We start from the raw sequence: 19,536 nt of genomic DNA, 5'->3' as shown, positions 1-19,536 counted from the left end.
TCGTTATTCTTGCACTCAACCCAAACGCACGGGGATGAAGATCTTGTCGGGGCCGCGCTGTATCAGCAAGGCCACCGACTTGGCGGATTTTTCCACCACGTCGCGCACTTGCTCGACCGTGTTGACGGGACGGCCATTGACCGACAATAACACGTCGCCCGGCTGCACTCCGGCATTCGCGGCGGCACCGCCGGCGTCTTCCACCAGCAGGCCGGCGCTGATGCCCGCCTCGCGTTTTTCATCCGATTGTAACGGACGCAGGGCCAGGCCCAGCTTTACCTTGCCGGCCGCGCCGTCGCTCTTCGCCACTTCAGCCACCTTGTCGGCCGCATTGCCCAGCGTTGCCGTCAGGCTGACGATCTTGCCGTCACGCCAGACATCGAGGCTGATCTTGTCGCCTGGCAAGGACGTGCCCACCAGCGCCGGCAAGTCTGCCGAGGCAACGATGCGCTGGCCATTCACCTTGCGCACCACGTCGCCCGACTTCAGGCCCGCCTTGTCGGCCGGGCTGCCGCGCTCGACGTTGGCCACCAGCGCGCCTTCCGGCGTGGCCAGCTTGAACGAGTCGGCAAAGCCCTGGTTGACTTCCTGCACCGTCACGCCCAGCTTGGCGTGGCTGGCCTTGCCGGTGGCGACGATCTGGTCCTTGATGCGGCCGGCCAGGTCGATCGGGATGGCGAACGACAGGCCCTGGAAGCCGCCCGTCTGGCTGTAGATCTGCGAATTGATGCCGACCACTTCGCCGCGTGTATTGAACAGCGGACCACCCGAGTTGCCGGGGTTCACCGCCACGTCCGTCTGGATGAACGGCACGTTGCTGTCGTCGGGCAGCGAGCGGCCCTTGGCGCTGACCACGCCCGCCGTCACCGTGCTGTCAAAGCCATAAGGAGAACCGATGGCCAGCACCCACTCGCCCACTTTCAGGTCGCTCGAATGGCCGAGCGGCACGATGGGCAGGTTGTTGGCGTCGATCTTCAGCACGGCGATATCGGTCTTCGGATCCGTGCCCAGCACCTTGGCGCGGAATTCGCGGCGGTCGTTGAGCTTGACGGTCACTTCGCGCGCATCGCGCACCACGTGGGCATTCGTCATGATGATGCCGTCCGGGCTGACGATGAAGCCGGAACCGAGGCCGTGCGTGGGCACGTCGCGGCCACCGCGCTGGCCGCCTTGCGGACCCTGGAAGCGGCGGAAGAATTCGAAGAAGGGATCGTTGCCGAAGTCGTCGTTGCCGGCCTGGGCCGATGGGTCATAGGCCACCTTGGTGCTGCCCGTGACGCTGATGTTGACGACGGCCGGGCTGTTGCGCGCGGCGATCTGGCTAAAGTCGGGCAAGGCCACCAGCGGCGCGCTGGCGGCAGGCGCGACAGCGGCAGCCACGGGGGCGGCGGGGGGGGCGGCAGTATTCGCGCCGGCATTATTCTGATGCATGACCATGGCGCCACCGGCGCCCAGCACACCGATCGCGGCCAGCGCGGCTACGGTGCGTTTGATTTTCAGCGATGTGGTATTCGTTTGCTGTTCCATGAATTGCTCCTCATTCAATGAGATTTTGATGTATGCAATAGTGGGCCACGAGTCTTAGGCGGTGCTTAACATTTTTTCATTTGGAAACAGGCGTTGGCACCTTTAAGCATCGCTTAATCTGGCGCGCCGCATGGCGGGCGATGGAGGGGCATGCAGGGCCTGGACGTGACACTGGCCGGATCAACCGGCCAGTATTTTACTGCATGGGAGGTTCCCCTCCTGGCTGCCCGGGCGCCCGAGGGGCGCCGCGGTCAGCTCAGCTCAGATCAGGCTGCCTGGCGCTGTTCCAGCACGCTGACAGTGTCGCTGCCGGTGCCGATCTCGATCTTGCGCGGCTTCAGCGCTTCCGGCACTTCACGCACCAGGTCGATGGTCAGCATGCCGTTTTCAAACGTGGCGCCCGTGACCTTCACGTGGTTGGCCAGCTGGAAACGCTGTTCGAAATCGCGGGCAGCGATGCCGCGGTGCAAGAACGTGCGCTCGACGCCATCTTTCTGCTTGCGGCCCGTGACGTGCAGCGAGTCGCGTTCGGTGATGATGTCGATCTCTTCGCGCGAGAAGCCGGCCAATGCCATCACGATGCGGTATTTATCTTCAGATACCAGTTCGATGTTGTACGGCGGATAGCTCGGTTGCGCATCGGCGCGCTGTTCATTGAGTAGCTGTGCCAGGCGGTCAAAGCCAATGGCGGAACGATACAGGGGAGCAAGGTCAAAAGTACGCATGATAAATATCCTTTTCAAATGAAGCGATAAGAGGGGCGGACCTCACCGTGAGCATCCGCCTGCTACCAATCTAAGGACGATCAAGCGGCCTTCAAGGCCTTGAAAAAGACGATTTTTGCCCCAGTAGCGAGAATATGTTGGAGGCTTGCCGCGCGGCACTCTAGTCGTCGGTGCGCAAGGCGCAGGACAGCGCCGTCCGGTTGCTCACGCCGAGCTTGCGGTAAATCATATGTAGCTGGTTGCGTACGGTGGCTGGCGACTTGTCGAGCGCGCGGGCGATGGATTTGTAGGGCGTGCCGCGCATGGCCATGGCCGCCACCAGCCGCTCGGCCGGCGTCAGGCGCTGCATGGCGACGTTGCCGGAGAGCATATTTTCATGCATGGTCTGGCTCCCCGCCCCTGCTGGCATCGCGCAAGGTCTTGCCGCGTTTTCTCATGATGGGACTGTCCTTTTCGGTTTGGCGGACCAGCTGCAATGCGGCCCTTCATGCTCTTGTTCGCAACGCATCGCCATCCGGTTCAATCTTTTTGCAATGACATTGCGCCAGCCCCTGCGCCCACGCCTTTGCTGGCCTCCCTCTTACCAATACGGCACTATTTCCCCGATGCTATAATTGCCACGACGCAAATGCCTGCCGTCCCATTCAACCTGCCCCTGCCCCGCTACCATGAGCGCATTGCCTGTCAATCCCGCCGAACTGCTCGCTGCCATGGCATCGGGCGACCAGCGCGCGCTGGACGCCCTGTACCGCGCCTGGTCGCCGCGCGTGCGCGTGTTTGCGCGCCTGCAGCTATCGGGCTCGGGGCTCGATGTGCACGCGGTCGCCGACGAAGTCACGGTGGACGTGTTCCACGATATCTGGCGCGCGCCCATGCGCTACGACGGCCGGGTGGCGTTCGGCACCTGGCTGCTGACCCTGGCCCGCAACAAGGCGGTCGACCAGATCCGCCGCCATGGCAAGCGCCTGGCACGCGAAGTGCCGCTCGACAGCGATAGCGAGGAGCAGGAGCAGGCGGAACACGATCCGGGACCACAGGTGGCGAGGGAAAGTCTGCAACGGCGCCATGCCGTGCTGAAATGCCTGCTGCGTCTGCGCAACCCGATGCAGCGCGAAAGCCTGACCCTGTGGGCCCTCGACGACCTGTCGGTGGCCGATATTGCCCATATTCAACAAGCACCGGAAGGCACCGTCAAGACGCGCTTGTTTCATGGCCGCATCAACTTACGCCAGTGCATACAGCGCTGGTTTGCTCAGGAAGGCGGCCGCCATGGCTGAGTCCATCGATCCTCAGGAACAGGCGCTGCGCGAGATGCTGCCCGATTACCTGAATGGCCATGCCCCCGCAGACGTGGCCAGCCGCATCGCCGCCAGGCTGGAACACGATCCGCACTGGGCCGCCGATGCCGACTGGCTGGGCGAGATCCGCGCCGCCATCGAGGCCGAAGCGGCCAGCATGGATCCCGCCGCAGGCCTGGCTCAACTGCATCGTCGCCTCGAACGCCCCGGCTTCTGGCGCCGCTGCTGCCAGCGCCTGGCGCAGCCGGCACTGGCGCCAGTGGCCATCACGGCACTGGCCAGCCTGTGCATAGGCCAGGCATGGCTGCTGTGGCAGCAACCTGCCCCGGCGGATCAACTGCGCTGGCGCAGCGTGCCGGGCGCAGTGGCGCCGCCGGCCAGCCTGCGCGTGCAATTCCTGCCTACCGCCAGCATGGCCCAGGTCGCGGCTGCGCTGGAGCAGGCACAGGCAGGCATCGTCGCCGGCCCCCTGCCTGACCACGGCTATCTGCTCGATGCGGCCGATCCGCCCGCAGCCCTGCAAAGCCTGCGGGCCAGCGGCGTGGTGGCTGCGGCATCGCTCGCCAGCGCGCCAGGGGCGCCATGAAAAACAGGCGGCGCTGGGGGCGCGCACTACTGCTGAGTTACCTGCTGAGCGGCGCGGCGCTGGCCGGCGAACGCCACGCGCTGCTGATCGGCGTGGGCGCCTTGCCCGCCATGCCGCGCGGCAGCTGGCTGGCCGGTCCCGCGGCCGACGTGAACGCCATGCGCGCGGCGTTGCGGCAACAGGGTTTCGCCGATGAACATATCTACAGGCTGGCCGATGATGCGGGCGCCAGCCAGGCGCCCACGCGCGCAGCCATCCTGACGCGCCTGGCGCAGCTGGAAAAGACGCTGGGCAAGGACGATGTCCTGCTGCTGTACTGGTCGGGCCACAGCGTGCTGCTGCCCGTCTATCCGGGCCAGGCGGCCGCGCCGCAAGGACGGCGCACGCGCTTGCTGACGCGCGACAGCCAGGTCAGCCACCAGGGGCGGCAGCTCGATGGCGGCATCGGCAGCAGCGAACTGGGGCGCGCCATCGATGCGTTTGCCGCGCGGCAGACACAGGTCGTGGCCATATTCGATACCTGCCATGCGGCGGCGGGCACGCGCAGCGGCGACGGCCTGGCGTGGCGGGGGCTGGCGGCGAGCGACATCGGCTGGCGCCCGGCCCCTGGCAAGGGCACGCCACCAGACGAACCGCAGGCGCGGCCCCGTTATGTCGCCTTTTTCGCCGCCGAAGCCCAGCAGCGCACGCCGGAAGCCGCTGCGGCCGCCACGCCGGGCCTGGCTGCGGGCTTGTTTACCCGGGCCGTCATCGCCGCCTTGCAGCGCCAGCCACACACCTATGCCATGTGGGCCGGCGGCGCCACGCAGCAATACAAGAGCGCATTGCAGGCTTACCAGCTGCCCCGCTCCGCCTGGCCTTCGCCCGTGTATGCGGGGGCGCTCGACGCACCGCTGTGGCAGGGTGGCGCTAGCGGCCCTGCGCCGCTGTGGCCCGTGCAGCGCGATGCGCAGGGCTGGCATGTGCCGTATGGCCTGCTCGACGGCATACGCGAGGGCGACCTGTTCCGGCAGGCCGGTGCGCACTGGCGCGCCGCCACGGTCGGCTGGGGAGAAACGCGGCTGACGCTGCTACCGGACAGTGTCGGCGCCGCAGCGGGCTGGGCCAGCCGCACGCCCGCGCCGCTGCCTGCGGGATCGATACGTCCGGGCCGTCTCGCCGCCCTGCTGGCGCTGCCCGCCACGCCTGGCCCGCCCCTGCTCGACGCGCGCATCGAACTGACCCTGCCGGGCAAGGCGCCGCGCCAGCTGGCATTCGCCGATGGCGACCTCGGCGTGCTGCCGGCCGGCACGCGCATCCGCCTCAGCGTGGAAAACCGCAGCGCCGTTTCCGTCGACCTGGGCCTGGCGCACTTGCCGCTGGACGGCCCCGCCACGCGCATCTATCCGGCCCTCGACGGCGACAGCAACCGCATGCCGCCCGCCATCGGCGCCGGCATCAGCCGCTTCGAGCGCAGCTTCGTCGTCAGCGGCCCCCACTATGGCGTGGAATGGCTGGCGCTGGTGGCGGCGCCGGCGGCAAATGGCACCCTGCCGCGCCGCTTCGCCATCCTCGAAGCGTTGCCGGCCCTGCCAGCCACGCGCGGCGCGGCCAACGTTGCGGTTCCCGTGGCGGAAGCGGGCAATCCCGACCAGGCCCAGGTGGCCCGGCTGTCCTGGCGCTCCGTCCGATGAGGCGCCTCGTCCTGGGCCTGCTGCTGGCCGTATCGGCCTTGCCGCAAACGGCATCGGCCGGCACCTGCCAGGCCGTCATCGCGCCATGGCTGGCGCAGGCCAACGACGCCAATGACAAGGAACAGCCGGCCGTCTCGCTGCCCCTGTTCCAGCGCAGCGTGGCCGCCTGCCGCGCGGCGGACGACCGGGCCGGCATCGCCACCGGCCTGCTGGGCGTGGGTCAGAGCCTGCACATGCTCAACCGCTACGCCGAGAGCGAACAAGCCTTGCTGGAAGGCTGGGCCATCCGCCAGGCGCTGGACGACGGCGATCCCGGACGCGAAAACATGTACTACCCGAGCGAACTGATGTACCTGTACCGCCAGTGGAGCCGCTTCGACCTGGCCTGGCAATGGGGCGACATCGCGCTGGCGGCGAAAGCCCGTCTGATCGGCAAGGACACGGTATCGTATGGCACCAGCCTGTCCAACCTGTCCGGCGTGGCGCTGCAGACCAAGGAATATGCGCGCGGCCTGCCGTATGCGCGGCAAGCCATGGAAACGTGGGCCCGCACCTCGGGCGAGGACAGCACCGACCATGCGTGGGGCATGCGCGACGTGGGCGTGCTGCTGCTGCGCATGGGCCGCATGGAAGAAGCCTACGGCTATCTGGAGCGCGCCTACCGGATACGCCTGGCGGCCTTCGGCGAAAACCGCACCGAGACGCAAACGAGCGTGACCGACATGGCCAACTGGTACACCCTGAGCGGCAACGACCGCCAGGCGCTGGCGTTCGCCCAGCGCGCGCTGGCCATGGCGGTGCAGCGCTCGGGGGCCGACTCGATGCAGGCCAGCGTGGCCCTGAACCGCCTGAGCGGCATCCACCTGCGCCTGGGCGAAAGCGGCAAGGCATGGCAGGAGGCGGAGGACGGCCTGCGCATCCGCCGCGCCCTGTTCGGCGACCGCCATGCCAACACCGTCAGCGCCTGGCAGGACGTGGCGCTGACGGCGCTGGCGGACAATCAGCTGGGCCGCGCGGAAGTGGCCGCCGCCGCCGCGCTCGAACATTGCCGCGCCGTGTATGGCGAGGCCGCCGCCACCTGCGCCGCGCACCAGCTCGCGCATGGCGGCACGCGCATGGCATTGGGGCAGTACCAGCAGGCGCTGGAAGCGGCGCAGGCGGCGGCGCGGCTGGCCATGTCCGGCGGCCAGGCGCTGCCGGCCGACGAAGCCGATGCGCTGCTGCTGGCGGCGCAGGCACAGGCCGCGCTGGGACTCCAGGACGCGGCGGAAACGGCACTGGCCGGCCTGGAGGCGCGGCTGCTGCAAACGCCTCCCGCCACGGCCGGCATGCTCGACACGGTGCGCCAGGCGCGCCTGCAGGCGCGCGCGGAGCACCCCGGCATCGGCGCGGCCGAATTGCAGGCGCTGGCGCGCGAGGCGGGCGCCATGGCGCAGCAACTGGCCGCCTCGCGCGGCGCGGCCCATCCCGCCCATGCACAGGCCTTGCTGGACGCGGCCGGACTCAATGCGCGCGCGGGCGATACCGCCACGGCGCGGTCCCAGGCGGCACGCGCACTGGCCATCGGCATGGCGCATGAACAGAGCATGCTCGAAGCGCGGGCGGCGGCGCAGCTGGGCGCGCTGGAACCGGACGCGGCCGGCATTTTCCTCGGCAAGCAGGCGGTCAATGCGCTGCAAGCCACGCGCGCCGGCACGGCCAGCCTGCCGGTGCCGCTGCGGCAGGGCTTTGTGCGGCAAAAACGCGCCGCCTACGGCCAGCTGGCGGACCGCCTGCTCGACCAGCGCCGCATCCACGAAGCGGAAACCGTGCTGGCCATGGTACGCGAGGACGAATTCCACAGCCTGGTGCGCAGCGCCCCCGATCCGCGCGCCACGCGCCTCGGCTACACGGGCGCGGAGGGCGAATGGCAGCGCCAGCTCGAAGCGCACGCCGCCGCCCTGCGCGCAGGCGCCCAGGCGCTGGCCGCGGCGCGCGAACGCCAGGCACAGGGCGTGGCGCAAGCCGACGACGCATGGCGGCGGGCAAACGACGCCATGGCGCTGCTGCTCGATGGCGCCACCGAGGCGCTGGCGGCGCTGCCTGCCGGCAGCGTGGCCACGCCCGCACCGGCAGGCAAGGCTGGCATGGCGCGGGCCGAACCGCTCAAGCGGGGCGTGCTGCACCTGACTTACCTGGTTACCGACACGCGCCTGCGCATCGTCGCGCAGCGCGGCGGACGGAGCGGCAGCACCATCCACGACGTGGCCATCGACGAGCGCGCGCTGGCGCAACGCATCGCCCGCCTGCGCCGCAGCGCGCAAGATCCGGGACTTGACGCGCGCGCCGATGCGCAGGCGCTGTATGCGCTGCTGCTGGCGCCGGCCAGCCGGGAACTGGACGGCGCCACCTCGCTGTCGCTGTCGCTGGGCGGCGTCTTGCGCTACCTGCCGTTCGCCATGCTGCATGACGGGCGCCGCTGGCTGGTCGAACGGCTGCCCGTCTCGCTGCATGGCGAACAGGCCGGCGCGCAAGCAGCGCCGCGCCGCGCGCCATCGCTTGCCCTGTTCGGCCAGACGCGCGCCAGTGGCGAACTGCCGGCCCTGCCCTTCGTGCAGCGCGAACTGCGCGCCGTGCAAGCGATCGGACACGCGGCGCGCATCCCCAGCCAGATCTACCTCGATGGCGACTTCACCGGCGCGGCGCTGCAGCGCGCACTGCCCGCCAACAGCAGCGTGCACATCGCCAGCCATTTCGTGCTGCGCTCGGGCGCGGGCGCGGACTCCTACCTGCTGCTGGGCGATGGCGGCAAACTCAGCCTGGCGGAACTGGCGCAGGACGGCTACCGCTTCGCCGGCCTGGACCTGCTCACCCTGTCGGCCTGCGAAACGGCCGTGCCGGCCGGCACCGATGCCACCGGACGCGAACTGGAAGGCCTGGCCTGGCTGGCCCGCCAGCGCGGCGCGCGCAATGTGCTGGCCAGTTTGTGGCGCGTGTCGGACCAGTCGACGGCTACTCTGATGGGCGATTTTTATGCGGCGCTGGCGCAAGGCAAGGGCAAGCCGCAAGCCTTGCGCCAGGCGCAGTTGCGGCAGATCCGCGCCTCCCGGCACGCCGTCACGGCGACGCGGGGCCTGACGCCGCTCGACGCTGCCGGCGGCAGCGGCCAGACGCGCGGCCATCCCTTCTACTGGGCCGGTTTCATCCTGCTCGGCTCCTGAGCGCCGCACGACGGAAGGCCGTTTTTGGTGTATGCTGGCGGCATGAACAATGACACCGACATCCAGCTCAGCGGCCCCTTCAAGGCCATCGACGGCTCCGGCCGTGCCCACGACATCAAGGCCATCCGCATCTTCGACGAAGGCTACGGCATCATCGACGTCTACGTCGATTTCGCCGCCCCGCTCGAAGCGGGCGCCTGCAAGGACAAGACCCTGGTCGGCCACATCCTGGCGCGCCTGCGCAGCCTCGGCTACGTGGGCCCCGATTTCGGCCACGGCGACCTGGGCTTGCAAGACAAGAAACTGATCGTCCTGGAAGCACCCGAGGAATTTTCGGCCTTTGCAATCAGTAAAGGCTGGAAGGATCTTTCGGCCGAATTTGACGAAGACTGATCCTCTTTATCCCCCATCTGCGCCGTACCCGCGACTTGCCGGTACGGCGTTTTTCATGGGCGGCGATTTATGCCAGGTAGCGCGCGCTCCAGGCCGCGATGACGTTGGCAACATAGGCCGCATCATCGCGCCCCGTCAATAAATGGTCGGCATCGTCGAGCGAGACAAAACTTTTCGGGTGCTTGGCGGCCGTAAAGATATCCATCGCGTTCGACAGGCTCACCGTCGTGTCGTTCGGTGCGTGCATCACCAGCAAGGCGCGGCGCAGGCCGGCGATGTGCGCCTTCAGGCTGTGGCTGCCCGCGTCGTCGACGAATTGCTGGCGGATGCGAAATGGCCGCCCTTCCAGTTGCACCAGCGCCTCGCCCTCGGCGGCAATCTGCTCCAGGTGCGCGCTGAACATGCGCGTGACATACGCGGGCGTACTGGGGGCGGCCAGTGTCACCACGGCGGTCGCTTCCGGCACTTGCGCGGCAGCGGCCAGCACGGCGGCGCCGCCCAGGCTGTGGCCGATCAGCAATTGCGGCGCAGCATGTTTTGCCCGCAGGAAATCGGCGGCGGCCAGCAGGTCGTCCACATTCGACGAGAAATTGGTGGCGGCAAACTCGCCCTCGCTGGCGCCCAGCCCCGTGAAATCGAAGCGCAGCACGGCGATGCCGTGCTGCGTCAAGCCTTGCGCGATGCGCCGCGCGGCCAGCACGTCCTTGCCGCAGGTAAAACAGTGGGCGAACAGCGCGTAGGCGCGGATGGCGCCGTCGGGCGCGTCGAGGCGCGCCGCCAGCACATGGCCGTGCGCGCCGGGAAAATCTTGCCGGGTGGATTTCATTGTCTCAGATCAAAGCTGCCGCGCAGCGCGGCCGATGGCGCATTGTAGCGCCGTCAGGCCACAGCTGTTTTAGCCACGCGATGGGATGTCGACGCCCTTGATGACGGCAGGTCGGGCCAGGAATGCGTCCAGCGCGCGCTGCACATTGGGGAAATTGCCAAAGCCGACGAGCTCGCCGGCGCCATAAAACCCCACCAGGCAGCGCACCCACGGGAAGATGGCGATGTCGGCAATCGTGTACTGACTCCCCATGATCCAGTCGCGGCCCTGCAGGCGCTGCTCGAGCACGCCCAGCAGCCGCCTGGCCTCGCCCAGATAGCGTTCCAGCGGACGCTTGTCTGCGTAGTCCTTGCCGGCGAATTTATGGAAGAAGCCCACCTGGCCGAACATGGGGCCGATACCGCCCATCTGGAACATCAGCCACTGGATGGTTTCATAGCGCAGGCCCGCGTCCTGCGGCAGGAACTTGCCCGTCTTTTCCGCCAGGTACAGCAGGATGGCGCCCGATTCGAACAGCGCCAGCGGCTTGCCGTCGGGACCGTCCGGGTCGAGGATGGCGGGAATCTTGTTGTTCGGACTGAGCGACAGGAAGGCGGGCGATGTCTGGTCGTTCTGCTCGAAGCTGACCAGGTGCGGCTCGTACGCCAGGCCCAGCTCTTCCAGCAGGATCGACACCTTGATGCCGTTCGGCGTCGGCAGCGAATACAGCTGCAGGCGCTCGGGATGCCGTGCAGGCCATTTTTCGGTGATGGGGAAGTCGGAAAGTTGGGACATGGAAATCCTTATTCAAGTGGTTGACGCGGCGCAAGCAAGCCAGTATAGCCAAGCATGGCCGTTTCAGCAGGACAGCGCATCAGCCAAACAAGCCATGCAAAAACCAGCGCGGCGCGGCGTCTTCTGCGCTGCCGGCGATGCGTTCGCGGTAGACCCAGTAATGGGCGTGGTCGCGTCCTTCGGCAATAAAATAATCGCGCGCCTGCGACTGGCCCCACCAGCCCGCCTCGATGCGCTCGGCGACGGACACCATTTTCAACGGCGAGCCATAAAAGGGCCGGTGCTCGCGCATCAACAGGGCGATGGGTTGCGCCAGCAGCCAGCCGGGACGGGGCATGCCGGGCAAACCGGGTGGCAAGTCCGGCAGCGCGCTTCTTGAAACGGGCTTGGCCGGCAGCGGCAGCCACTGGTTGGCCGCTTCGGGACGGTAATCGGCGCGCGGCACTGCCTGCAAGACATTCTCGACGCCCAGGCGCGCCACCAGCAATTCCATCAGGCGCTGGCGCTCCTGCGGCGTGCCGCCCGGCTCGGGAAACAGGCTCTCGCTGGGCGGCGCCATCGGCTGCACCTGCAGCGCTTCCAGGGTCAGGCCGATCACGGGTGCGTCCAGCACCAGCTGCGCCAGGCGCTCCTTGAGCAAACGCACCAGATGCTCGTCGCGCCAGACGGCCTCGCCCAGCGCCAGGTCGATGACGGTGGGCGCGCGCGCCACCCTGCCCCGCTCGTGCGCCAGCAACAGCTGTATGCGCTCGACGGCGAATTGCCGCGCGCACAGCCAGCCCGTCATCTGCTGCAGCAGGCGGCGCGCGCCGAACAGCAGCGCGTCGGCGTGCTCCACGCGGTCGAACAATTCCAGGCTGGCGCGAAACGTGGGCGGCGCTTCGAGCCAGACGAACAATTCCGTGCTGTGGCCATGCGCATCGTCGAGCATCTCCAGCACGGCGGCGCCGCAGCGGCGCTGCAAGCCGGGCCGGGGCAAGTGGCGCAGCTGCCCCAGGGTGCGGCAGCCGATGCCCTCGAACCAGTCGAGCCAGGGACGCGCGGGTGGCAGCAGGGCGCACGGCAGGCGGTCGAGAAGGCGCACCAGACTGGCCATGCTCAAGGTCCGGCCCCGGCGCGTGCCGGCACGCGCCAGCAGCCAGGCGCCGCGCGCCGTGGGCGCGCACGACAACTGGGCCGTGTAGCCGAGCGCGCGCAAGCTGGCCGCCATCTGCTGGCACAGGGCGCGCACGCCGCCGAACAGGCGCAGGCTGGCGCCAGCATCGACCAGCAGGGTCGCTTCTTCGCCCTGCGCCACCAGCGGCGAGTATTGCAGCAGCGCCAGCGCCACCGCTTGCAGCGCCTGCGCTTCCAGCTCGGGCGAGCGCTCGTGCAGGCGCGCCTGCGGCGCCAGCATCAGCGCGCCCGCGCGGCGCATGCCCGGCCGGATGCCGGCCGCCCGCGCCAGCGGCGACAAGGCCATCACTTGCTCCTGCTCCAGCACCACGCCGAGACTGTCAGCCGACCAGCGCGGGCAAAATACTTCGAGCGGGAGCCGGGGCAGGCACAGGCCGATCCAGAGTCGCATGGCGTCGCAATAATGAAGGAGGTTGCAGGGGCAGGAACAGGGGCGCGTCGCGCTGCGGTCCCCGGCGCTTGATGAAGCCGATCTCGATGCCGCCGGCGGCCGGGCGCACGGACAGGCGCAGCGGCGCCGGCGACGCATCCTGCGCGCCGTGCAAGGGGCGCAGCATGCAGAACAGGGTGTTGCCGCCTTGCGCGGCCAGGTGCAGCCGGCGCAGGCTGTCGGCGCGCACGTGCGATTGCCAGAACAGCAAGGCGCCGCAACTGCCGCTGCGCAAGATGTTTTCCGCTGCCCATAGGGCATCCTTGCTGCCGGCGCTTTTGAGCCACAGCAGTTGCGACGGCGCCAGACCCTGCGCGGCCAGGGCCAGCGCCTGCGGCGGATGGGGCGGCTGCAGCAGCACGATGGGCAAGCCCGGCAGCTGCGCCAGCGCGGGCGCCAGCAGGCGCAATTCGCCGCTGCCCGGCTGCTGCACCAGCAGATCGATGAGGCTGCCACTGGGCCAGCCGCCGCCGGGCAGTTGCGCGGACAGGGCGGCAAAGCCCGTGTCCAGGCAGCGCGTGGCGCCCTGCCCCAGCTGCGATGCGCGCCATAAAGACGGGTGCAAGGCTTCCGGCGCGGCCATCAATTCGGAATGTTGCATAATTAGATAGAGAGATGAATACTGTATGCATATACAGTACTATCCAGCCCTGCTTTTGGCAAGGATTATCTGTCAGATAGCGTGCCCGGGGCCGCCCCGCCATGTCCGAAAAACCCCGTTTTTGGCATCGATTGCTGTACCATAAGCACTCTCCTTACCGTCTGGCAAAGTACCAGTCGGCCCCCTCCGTCCATAAGGAAACGCATTTGACCACCATCCAACTCATCAGCGCCATCGTCTTCGGCCTTGCGCTCATCCACACCTTCGCCGCCAAGTCGTTTGAAACATTGTCGCGGCGCCATCCCCGCCATGCGGGCCTGCTGCACTTGCTGGGCGAAGTGGAAGTCGTGTTCGGCTTCTGGGCCTTCATCCTGATCATCATCATGGCCTTTGTCTCGGGCAGCGATGCGGCCATCGAGTATGCCGAGTCGCGCCATTACACGGAACCGCTGTTCGTCTTTGTCGTCATGGTGGTGGCCGCATCACGCCCCGTGCTCGACGCCGTGCAGCGCCTGTTGAAAAGCGTGGCGCGCGTGATGCCGCTGCGCACGGAACTGGCCCTCGTCTGGCTGGGCCTGGCGCTCGTGCCCCTGACGGGCTCCCTGATCACGGAACCGGCCGCCATGACCCTGGCCGCGCTGATGCTGGCGCCGCAAATCTTCCGCCCGGGCATCCCTGAATGGCTGAAATACGGCGCGCTGGGTGTGCTGTTCGTCAATGTTTCCATCGGCGGCACCCTCACCTCGTACGCGGCGCCGCCCGTGCTGATGGTGGCCACCACGTGGAACTGGGACAGCGCTTTCATGGCCACCCACTTCGGCTGGAAGGCGGCCATCGCCGTGCTGGTCAATGCCACGGGCGTGAGCATCTTGCTGCGCAAATACCTGCACAGCAACACCTCCGACATCAAGCCGAAAGCCGGCGAAGTGGAAGCGCCGAAAGTGCCGCTGGCCGTCAGCCTCGTGCACATGATCGTGCTGGCCGGCGTGGTCACCCTGGCGCACCATCCCGTGCTGTTCATCGGCCTGTTCCTGTTCTTCCTCGGCTTCGTGCAGGCGTATGAACGCTATCAAAGCCCGCTGATCCTCAAGGAAGGCTTGCTGGTCGGCTTCTTCCTCGGCGGCCTGGTGGTGCTGGGCGGCATGCAGCAATGGTGGCTGCAGCCCATCGTCTCGAGCCTGAAGCCGCTGGCCCTGTTCTTCGGCGCGCTGGGCTTGACGGCGATCACGGACAATGCGGCCCTCACTTACCTCGGTTCGCTGATCGTCGGCATGACGGACGAAGCGAAATACATGCTGATGGCCGGCGCCGTGGCCGGCGGCGGCCTGACCGTCATCGCCAATGCGCCGAACCCGGCCGGCGTGGCCCTGCTGCGCCGCGGCTTCAAGGATGAATCGATCGGCGCCGTCGGCCTGCTGGCCGGCGCCCTGCTGCCCACGGCCGTGGCGGGCCTGGCTTTCCTGGCTTTGTAGTGACCGCAGTGCGGCGGCCAACCTGGCCGCCGCTTTAATCGCCTTCGTACACGAGAAAATGCAGCCGGTCATAGAACAGGCTGTAGGCATAGTCGAACGTGCCCACGCTGCGAAACCCCTTGTGCAGATACACTTGCAGCGCTTCGCTCTTTTCCCACACCGTCAGGGTGATGCGCGCGCAGCCCTTGCGGCTGGCCAGGTCGCGGATGGCATGGAACATCTGCCTGAATAAACCCTGGCCCCGGTATTTCTCGTCGATGGCCAGGCTGCTGACGAAACAGTCGTCGGCGCGCGCGTGCGCGAGCACGAAGGCGTCATACGCATCGTCGAGCGCCTTCATGTCGTCGCGGTAATACGAGACGGCGCCGCAGGCCTGGAACTCGTCCATCGTCGCGGCCGTGAAAAAGCCGATGAAACGCCCGTCCTCGTCATGCAAGCCGTGGATATGCGCCAGGTAAGGGTCGATGTTCTGCCGCCGCTGCAGTTCGACGAACTGCAGATTGAGTTTATTGCCGAACGAGCAGTATTCGAGGTAACTGGTGGCAAACAGCAATTTGGCCATGCGGTTCTTCGCCTCTTCACCCAGCAGCTCGCCCGCCACCAGCGTGAGCGGCGCATGCGACAGCAAGCCCGCCTGAACCTGAACTTCGTCACCCAACGGCGCGGCATCGCCGATGGCCGGCATGCGGCTGCCGTGGCGGCCCACGGTGGGGCGCCAGAAATTGCCGGCGGCAATCTGCTGCGAACGGCGGGTTAGCAGGTAGCGGCAAAAGACGGCATTCACGCGGTCGAGCTGCGGGTCGTCCGACAGCACCGAGTAATAGTGGAAGTGATCGATGTCGGCCCGCAGCTGGGCCGCATACGCCATGCGCGGCACTTCCTCGATGTCGAATACATCGACGATGTCGGGCAGGCGCAAAGGATCGTCGAGTTGCCAGTCGATCTCGTCCAGCCTGGCGACGCAGCGCGCATATGCGCGCCGCTCCTCGTCGCTGAGCGGGATGTGCATCTCGGTAATGATATCGTCCAGCAAGCGCATGCCGCGGATACCGCCCGCCACCGCTTCGCGCGCGCCGTCATACAGCACGCAATAGCGCTGGTAGAACTCGGCATGGCTGAGCAGGGTCACGCCCAGGTTTTTCTTCCATTCGGCATAGAACTGGCCGAACAGCTGCGCCTCGAATTGCGGGCAGGAACGGGGAATTTCCCCACCGATGCGCGCATACGCGAGGTTCACATTGCGCTGGATCACACGCAGCGCCCCATCGTTCTTCTTGGCGATCAGCATGCCCGTTTCATCGAGAAACAGATTCATCCAGCTGACATGCCGGCGCTCTTCGCGGTCATCAGCGTTGCGCTGGAAATAATCGGGCACTTCCGGCTTCATCAGGAAAATCGTCGCCGGATTGTGCGGGATCGTGTCGACATCCATATACATGCCGCCGTATTCGCACATGATAAGGATGCGGAAATAATCGGACAGGGTGGCGAAGTAGCGCTGCGTATGCAGGGTATCGAGTATGCCGAAGCGGGCCGGTGCGAAATCGAGCGCCAGCGCGCGCAGCGAGTTGATATGCAGCGTCGTGCCGCCGATGGCGTAGCGACCTATCGTGTAGCGCCCGGCACCGCCCGTGGGGCTGAAACGCGCATCGTGGCGCAATTGCTGCGCATCCCAGACCCACAGGATGGAGACATACGGCGCGCCGCCGCTGTGCCGCACCTCGTCGAGCGCCGCGCCCCACTGCCCAATCGCTTCACAGGCGATGGCCGGCAGCGGCCCGCCCATCCAGATGCGGTGCAGGTAGCGCTCGTCGTCGCCCAGCGCGCGCGTGGGGATGCAGCTGAGCGAGGAACAGCTTGCCGCATTGAAATACGTAAAATTGCCGGCGACAAAGCTGCGCAGGGCGGCGATGCCCGCCTCGTGCTCCACGGCCAATTGATCCAGGTCGCTACCGGCTGGCCGCACATCGGCCAGGGTGATGTAATCGAGTTTCAGCCGGTGGATGCGGAACTCGTATTCCAGGCTGAAAATCTTTGCTTGATCGTGTTTTGAGGCCAGGTCATCTATTTTCATGGGCGCACCATTTTCCACAGGAGAGTGTCAATCAACGTCGCAGCAGGTAAAACAAGGGCGGGGGCGGGGGCATGCGCAGCGTGGCGCCATCAGTGCCGGGCCAGCCGCACCTCGCTTTCCCGGCGCCCCGCCATGCCCCGCGTAAACAGCAGCAGGCAGGCGGCGATGACCACGATGACGGGGATATTGAGCAGCGCATACGTTTCCAGCGCATAGCCGAAGCGCTGGCACAGCACGTTGTACAACTGCAGCCAGGCGGACAGATAAATGCAGTACAGCAGGCTCATGGCGGCCGTCGTCAGTGTCATCGATTCCTTGCTGGCCGTAATCGCGCTGCGGATCAGGGCGCCATTGAACAGGCCGAAGCCGATGGAATAGACAAACATGCAGGCCGCAAACACATCGACGTGGTGGCGACCCGCGCCGGCGCCCAGCATGCCGGCGGCCGCGATCAGTCCGCCCAGGCGCAGCAGGGAGACGAGGGGGAAATCCTGGCGCAGGCGCTGGATGGCGATGCTGCTGAACACAAAACCGGACAAAATCACGCATTGCAGCGCGATATACGTGGCGTAGGAGGCACCCATCTCCTGCAGCACGAACAGGGGCGAAAAGCCGATCCAGGCCGTCAGGGGCACGGTGGCCAGCCCTGCCGTGAACATGCCGAACATGAAGCGCCCGTTGCTGAAAATGGCGGCATAGCTGCGCACGATGGCGGCCAGGTCCAGGCGCGTGACGGTCGGCGCCGTGCGCGGCATGCTCTTGAACAGGCCCAGCAGGGACAGCAGCGCCAGCAGGCCGGAGAGGAAAAACACGTAGCGCCAGTCCAGCCGGCTGATGATGGCGCTGCCGAGGATGGGGCCGGCCAGCGGCGCGAGGATGGTGGTGCTCGACAGAATGCTGCTGAGCTTGACGGCCGCCATGTCGTCGAACAGTTCATGGATCATGGCATAGCCGATGAAGATGAAGCAGCAACCCATGCCCTGGATGAAGCGCAGGGCGAGAAATTGCTCGATGGAATTGGCAAACGGCACGGCCACGGTGGCCAGCAGGAACAAGGTATTGCCAGTTAGCACCAGCTTGCGCTTGCCGATCGTGTCGGCCAGGGGCCCGAGGAAAATCTGCAGCGAACTGCCGCCCAGCAGATACAGGCTCAGCGACAGGGGGACGAATTTTGCCTCCGCCTGGAACTCGTCGACGATGCCCAGCATGGCCGGCATGATCATGTCGTTCGACAGATAGATATTCAGTTCAAAGACGAGGAAAAACGCAAAAAACCACAGCAATTGCCTGGACTGGATGGACATGGTGCGTTCCGTAACGTGGGTGGCTGCCGTCAGTGCGTGCCGGTCGTCGGGGCATGGGGCGGCGGACACGGATCACACTGAAAACTCATACCAATTGTATACCAGTTAGGATTTTTATCGCCTGTTTTTGTGATTTTTAAATACCGCAGCAATACCACTTAAAAATCAAGGGCAGCACGGCAGGCGCTGCCGGGGCCGAGGAGGGCACGGCCGGCGATGGGGGAAGGCAGAAGCGATGCATACCAGTGCCTGCCGCGCCGTTGCGACGCGGCAGGCTGGCTTAGCGGCGGCGGTGGCTGGCGAAGAAATCGAGCAGCATCTTGCTGGCGTCGGGTTTGGCCTTGTCGTTGAACGGCAGGCTGGCGTCGCCGCCGCTCCACGCGTGTTCAAGGTGCTCGACCTGCGCCACGCGCAGCAGCACCTCCTGGCCCACCTGATAATCGTGCAGCGCGTACGCATGGGCCGGATTGCGCCCGCCCGCCGCGCCGCCCGGCAGGCGCTGCGCCGTCACCAAGGTATCGGCTGGCATGCGGTTCACGCGCACGCTCTGGCGCACCAGCTGCGTCTGGTTGATGGGCCGCACCACCTTGTCGGCCAGCCCTTGCAGCAGGATGGTCGGCAGGCGGGGAAACGCGGGCTGGCGCGCCAGCACCTCATCGATGGCCGCGTCGGCACGGGCGGCAGCGCCATGCTGCATCACGCCCAGCGCGCCGATCAGGTTATGCCCGGCGCCAAACACGGGCCCGGAATGCAGGCCCAGCGCGGCGAACAGATGGGGATGGTTCAGGGCCACGATATGCGCCATGCCGGCGCCGGCGGAAATGCCGCAGATATAGATGCGCGCGCGGTCGATCGCATGGCGGGCCGCCACTTGCTCGATGGCGCCGACGATCAGGCGCACGTCGCCGCCGCCCTCCTGCGTCAGCTTGTCATACCACTTCCAGCAGCGGCGCGCATGCGAACGCAGCGATTGCTGCGGATACAGCACGGCATAGCCCTTGCGCTCGGCCAGGCGGTTCATGCGCGTGCCTTCGGCAAACTGCGTGGCGCTCTGTTCGCAGCCGTGCAGCATCACCAGCAGCGGCCGGCCCCGGCTGCGCATGGCGGCGCTGGGCGCCTTGTCGGGCAGGTACAAAAAATAAGGCAGGCGCCGTCCGGGCAACTGCCCCAGTTCCGGCAACGGCGCATAGTGGGCGGCCAGCCACTTGCCCGGCGGGGGCGCCGTTCGCTTGCGCACGCGCGGCGGCGACAGGGGCGTGGCAAACGGCGCCAGCGCGGGCACGGCGTCGCTGGAGGGCCTGGCGCGCGGCGTCGGCCTGGGCTTGGCCACGGTCTTGCCGCGGGATTTAGGTGTAGGCGTGGGCTTGGCCGGCACAGGCCCGAACAGCACCTTGGCCAGCTTGCTCGCCGTGCGCTGCTGCGCCTTACCAGCGCGCAATAGCCCGCGCAGCCACTTGGTGGCGGGCTTCACCATGGC

16 protein-coding genes are annotated in these 19,536 nt (G+C 67.0%); 6 read left to right on the top strand and 10 right to left on the bottom strand.

The window, feature by feature from the left end; all coding sequences use genetic code 11:
- Positions 1–15 precede the first annotated feature (15 nt).
- From ACP7DW_RS13005 to ACP7DW_RS12995, 3 genes are all read right to left on the bottom strand, one after another.
- Complete coding sequence (locus ACP7DW_RS13005) at positions 16–1,527, bottom strand: Do family serine endopeptidase (protein WP_426055600.1); 1,512 nt, start codon at positions 1,525–1,527, stop codon at positions 16–18.
- Positions 1,528–1,793: 266 nt separating this feature from the next.
- Positions 1,794–2,252 (bottom strand): Hsp20 family protein, encoded by a 459-nt coding sequence (locus tag ACP7DW_RS13000; protein ID WP_099762738.1) that lies wholly within the window; start codon positions 2,250–2,252, stop codon positions 1,794–1,796.
- 160 nt (positions 2,253–2,412) lie between these two features.
- A complete protein-coding gene (locus ACP7DW_RS12995) occupies positions 2,413–2,634 on the bottom strand; it encodes a helix-turn-helix domain-containing protein (protein ID WP_165829521.1) in 222 nt (73 codons plus the stop codon).
- A 286-nt stretch (positions 2,635–2,920) separates the two neighbouring features.
- Between ACP7DW_RS12995 and ACP7DW_RS12990 the strand changes: the two genes are divergently transcribed.
- From ACP7DW_RS12990 to ACP7DW_RS12970, 5 genes are read left to right on the top strand one after another with little or no spacing between them, the layout of a single operon-like run.
- Positions 2,921–3,529 carry an RNA polymerase sigma factor gene (locus ACP7DW_RS12990; protein WP_426055601.1) on the top strand — a complete coding sequence of 203 codons (609 nt, stop codon included), beginning with the start codon at positions 2,921–2,923 and terminating at the stop codon, positions 3,527–3,529.
- Entirely contained in the window at positions 3,522–4,136 is a 615-nt protein-coding gene (locus ACP7DW_RS12985) for a hypothetical protein (protein ID WP_426055602.1), read from the top strand. Before ACP7DW_RS12990 ends, ACP7DW_RS12985 begins: the two co-directional genes overlap by 8 nt.
- Complete coding sequence (locus ACP7DW_RS12980; RefSeq protein ID WP_426055603.1) at positions 4,133–5,809, top strand: caspase family protein; 1,677 nt, start codon at positions 4,133–4,135, stop codon at positions 5,807–5,809. Before ACP7DW_RS12985 ends, ACP7DW_RS12980 begins: the two co-directional genes overlap by 4 nt.
- The gene (locus tag ACP7DW_RS12975) at positions 5,806–9,009 is read left to right on the top strand and encodes a CHAT domain-containing protein (protein WP_426055604.1); all 3,204 of its coding nucleotides are present in this window, start codon (positions 5,806–5,808) and stop codon (positions 9,007–9,009) included. The genes ACP7DW_RS12980 and ACP7DW_RS12975 overlap by 4 nt, the downstream gene beginning before the upstream one ends.
- A 42-nt stretch (positions 9,010–9,051) precedes the next feature.
- Positions 9,052–9,402, top strand: a complete 351-nt coding sequence (locus ACP7DW_RS12970; protein ID WP_071076056.1) for a hypothetical protein — start codon at positions 9,052–9,054, stop codon at positions 9,400–9,402.
- A gap of 67 nt (positions 9,403–9,469) precedes the next feature.
- On the opposite strand, the gene ACP7DW_RS12965 is transcribed toward ACP7DW_RS12970, so the two are convergent.
- The 4 genes from ACP7DW_RS12965 to imuA form a co-directional block, all read right to left on the bottom strand.
- A complete protein-coding gene (locus tag ACP7DW_RS12965) occupies positions 9,470–10,228 on the bottom strand; it encodes an alpha/beta hydrolase family protein (RefSeq protein ID WP_099762723.1) in 759 nt (252 codons plus the stop codon).
- Between the two features lie 69 nt (positions 10,229–10,297).
- Positions 10,298–11,002 carry a glutathione S-transferase N-terminal domain-containing protein gene (locus ACP7DW_RS12960; RefSeq protein ID WP_426055605.1) on the bottom strand — a complete coding sequence of 235 codons (705 nt, stop codon included), beginning with the start codon at positions 11,000–11,002 and terminating at the stop codon, positions 10,298–10,300.
- Positions 11,003–11,081: 79 nt separating this feature from the next.
- The gene (locus ACP7DW_RS12955; RefSeq protein ID WP_426055606.1) at positions 11,082–12,569 is read right to left on the bottom strand and encodes a Y-family DNA polymerase; all 1,488 of its coding nucleotides are present in this window, start codon (positions 12,567–12,569) and stop codon (positions 11,082–11,084) included.
- The gene (gene imuA / locus ACP7DW_RS12950; RefSeq protein WP_426055607.1) at positions 12,499–13,209 is read right to left on the bottom strand and encodes a translesion DNA synthesis-associated protein ImuA; all 711 of its coding nucleotides are present in this window, start codon (positions 13,207–13,209) and stop codon (positions 12,499–12,501) included. The genes ACP7DW_RS12955 and imuA overlap by 71 nt, the downstream gene beginning before the upstream one ends.
- A gap of 206 nt (positions 13,210–13,415) precedes the next feature.
- Here imuA and ACP7DW_RS12945 point away from each other — a divergent pair, with 206 nt between their 5' ends.
- Positions 13,416–14,681, top strand: coding sequence for a putative Na+/H+ antiporter (locus tag ACP7DW_RS12945; protein WP_426055608.1), 1,266 nt, complete (start codon positions 13,416–13,418; stop codon positions 14,679–14,681).
- Between the two features lie 34 nt (positions 14,682–14,715).
- Here ACP7DW_RS12945 and ACP7DW_RS12940 read toward each other — a convergent pair whose 3' ends face one another.
- From ACP7DW_RS12940 to ACP7DW_RS12930, 3 genes are all read right to left on the bottom strand, one after another.
- Positions 14,716–16,755, bottom strand: a complete 2,040-nt coding sequence (locus tag ACP7DW_RS12940) for a GNAT family N-acetyltransferase (RefSeq protein WP_426055609.1) — start codon at positions 16,753–16,755, stop codon at positions 14,716–14,718.
- A gap of 89 nt (positions 16,756–16,844) precedes the next feature.
- Positions 16,845–18,059: an MFS transporter gene (locus ACP7DW_RS12935; RefSeq protein WP_426055610.1), complete on the bottom strand. Its 1,215-nt coding sequence runs from the start codon at positions 18,057–18,059 to the stop codon at positions 16,845–16,847.
- A gap of 280 nt (positions 18,060–18,339) precedes the next feature.
- Positions 18,340–19,533, bottom strand: a complete 1,194-nt coding sequence (locus ACP7DW_RS12930; protein ID WP_426055611.1) for an extracellular catalytic domain type 1 short-chain-length polyhydroxyalkanoate depolymerase — start codon at positions 19,531–19,533, stop codon at positions 18,340–18,342.
- Positions 19,534–19,536 lie beyond the last annotated feature (3 nt).

The organism is Janthinobacterium sp. PSRC1-1 (assembly GCF_049897525.1).
GTDB lineage: Bacteria > Pseudomonadota > Gammaproteobacteria > Burkholderiales > Burkholderiaceae_D > Janthinobacterium > Janthinobacterium tructae.
The sequence above is the reverse complement of the archived record's forward strand: the minus strand, read 5'-3'. Positions and strand labels throughout refer to the sequence as shown.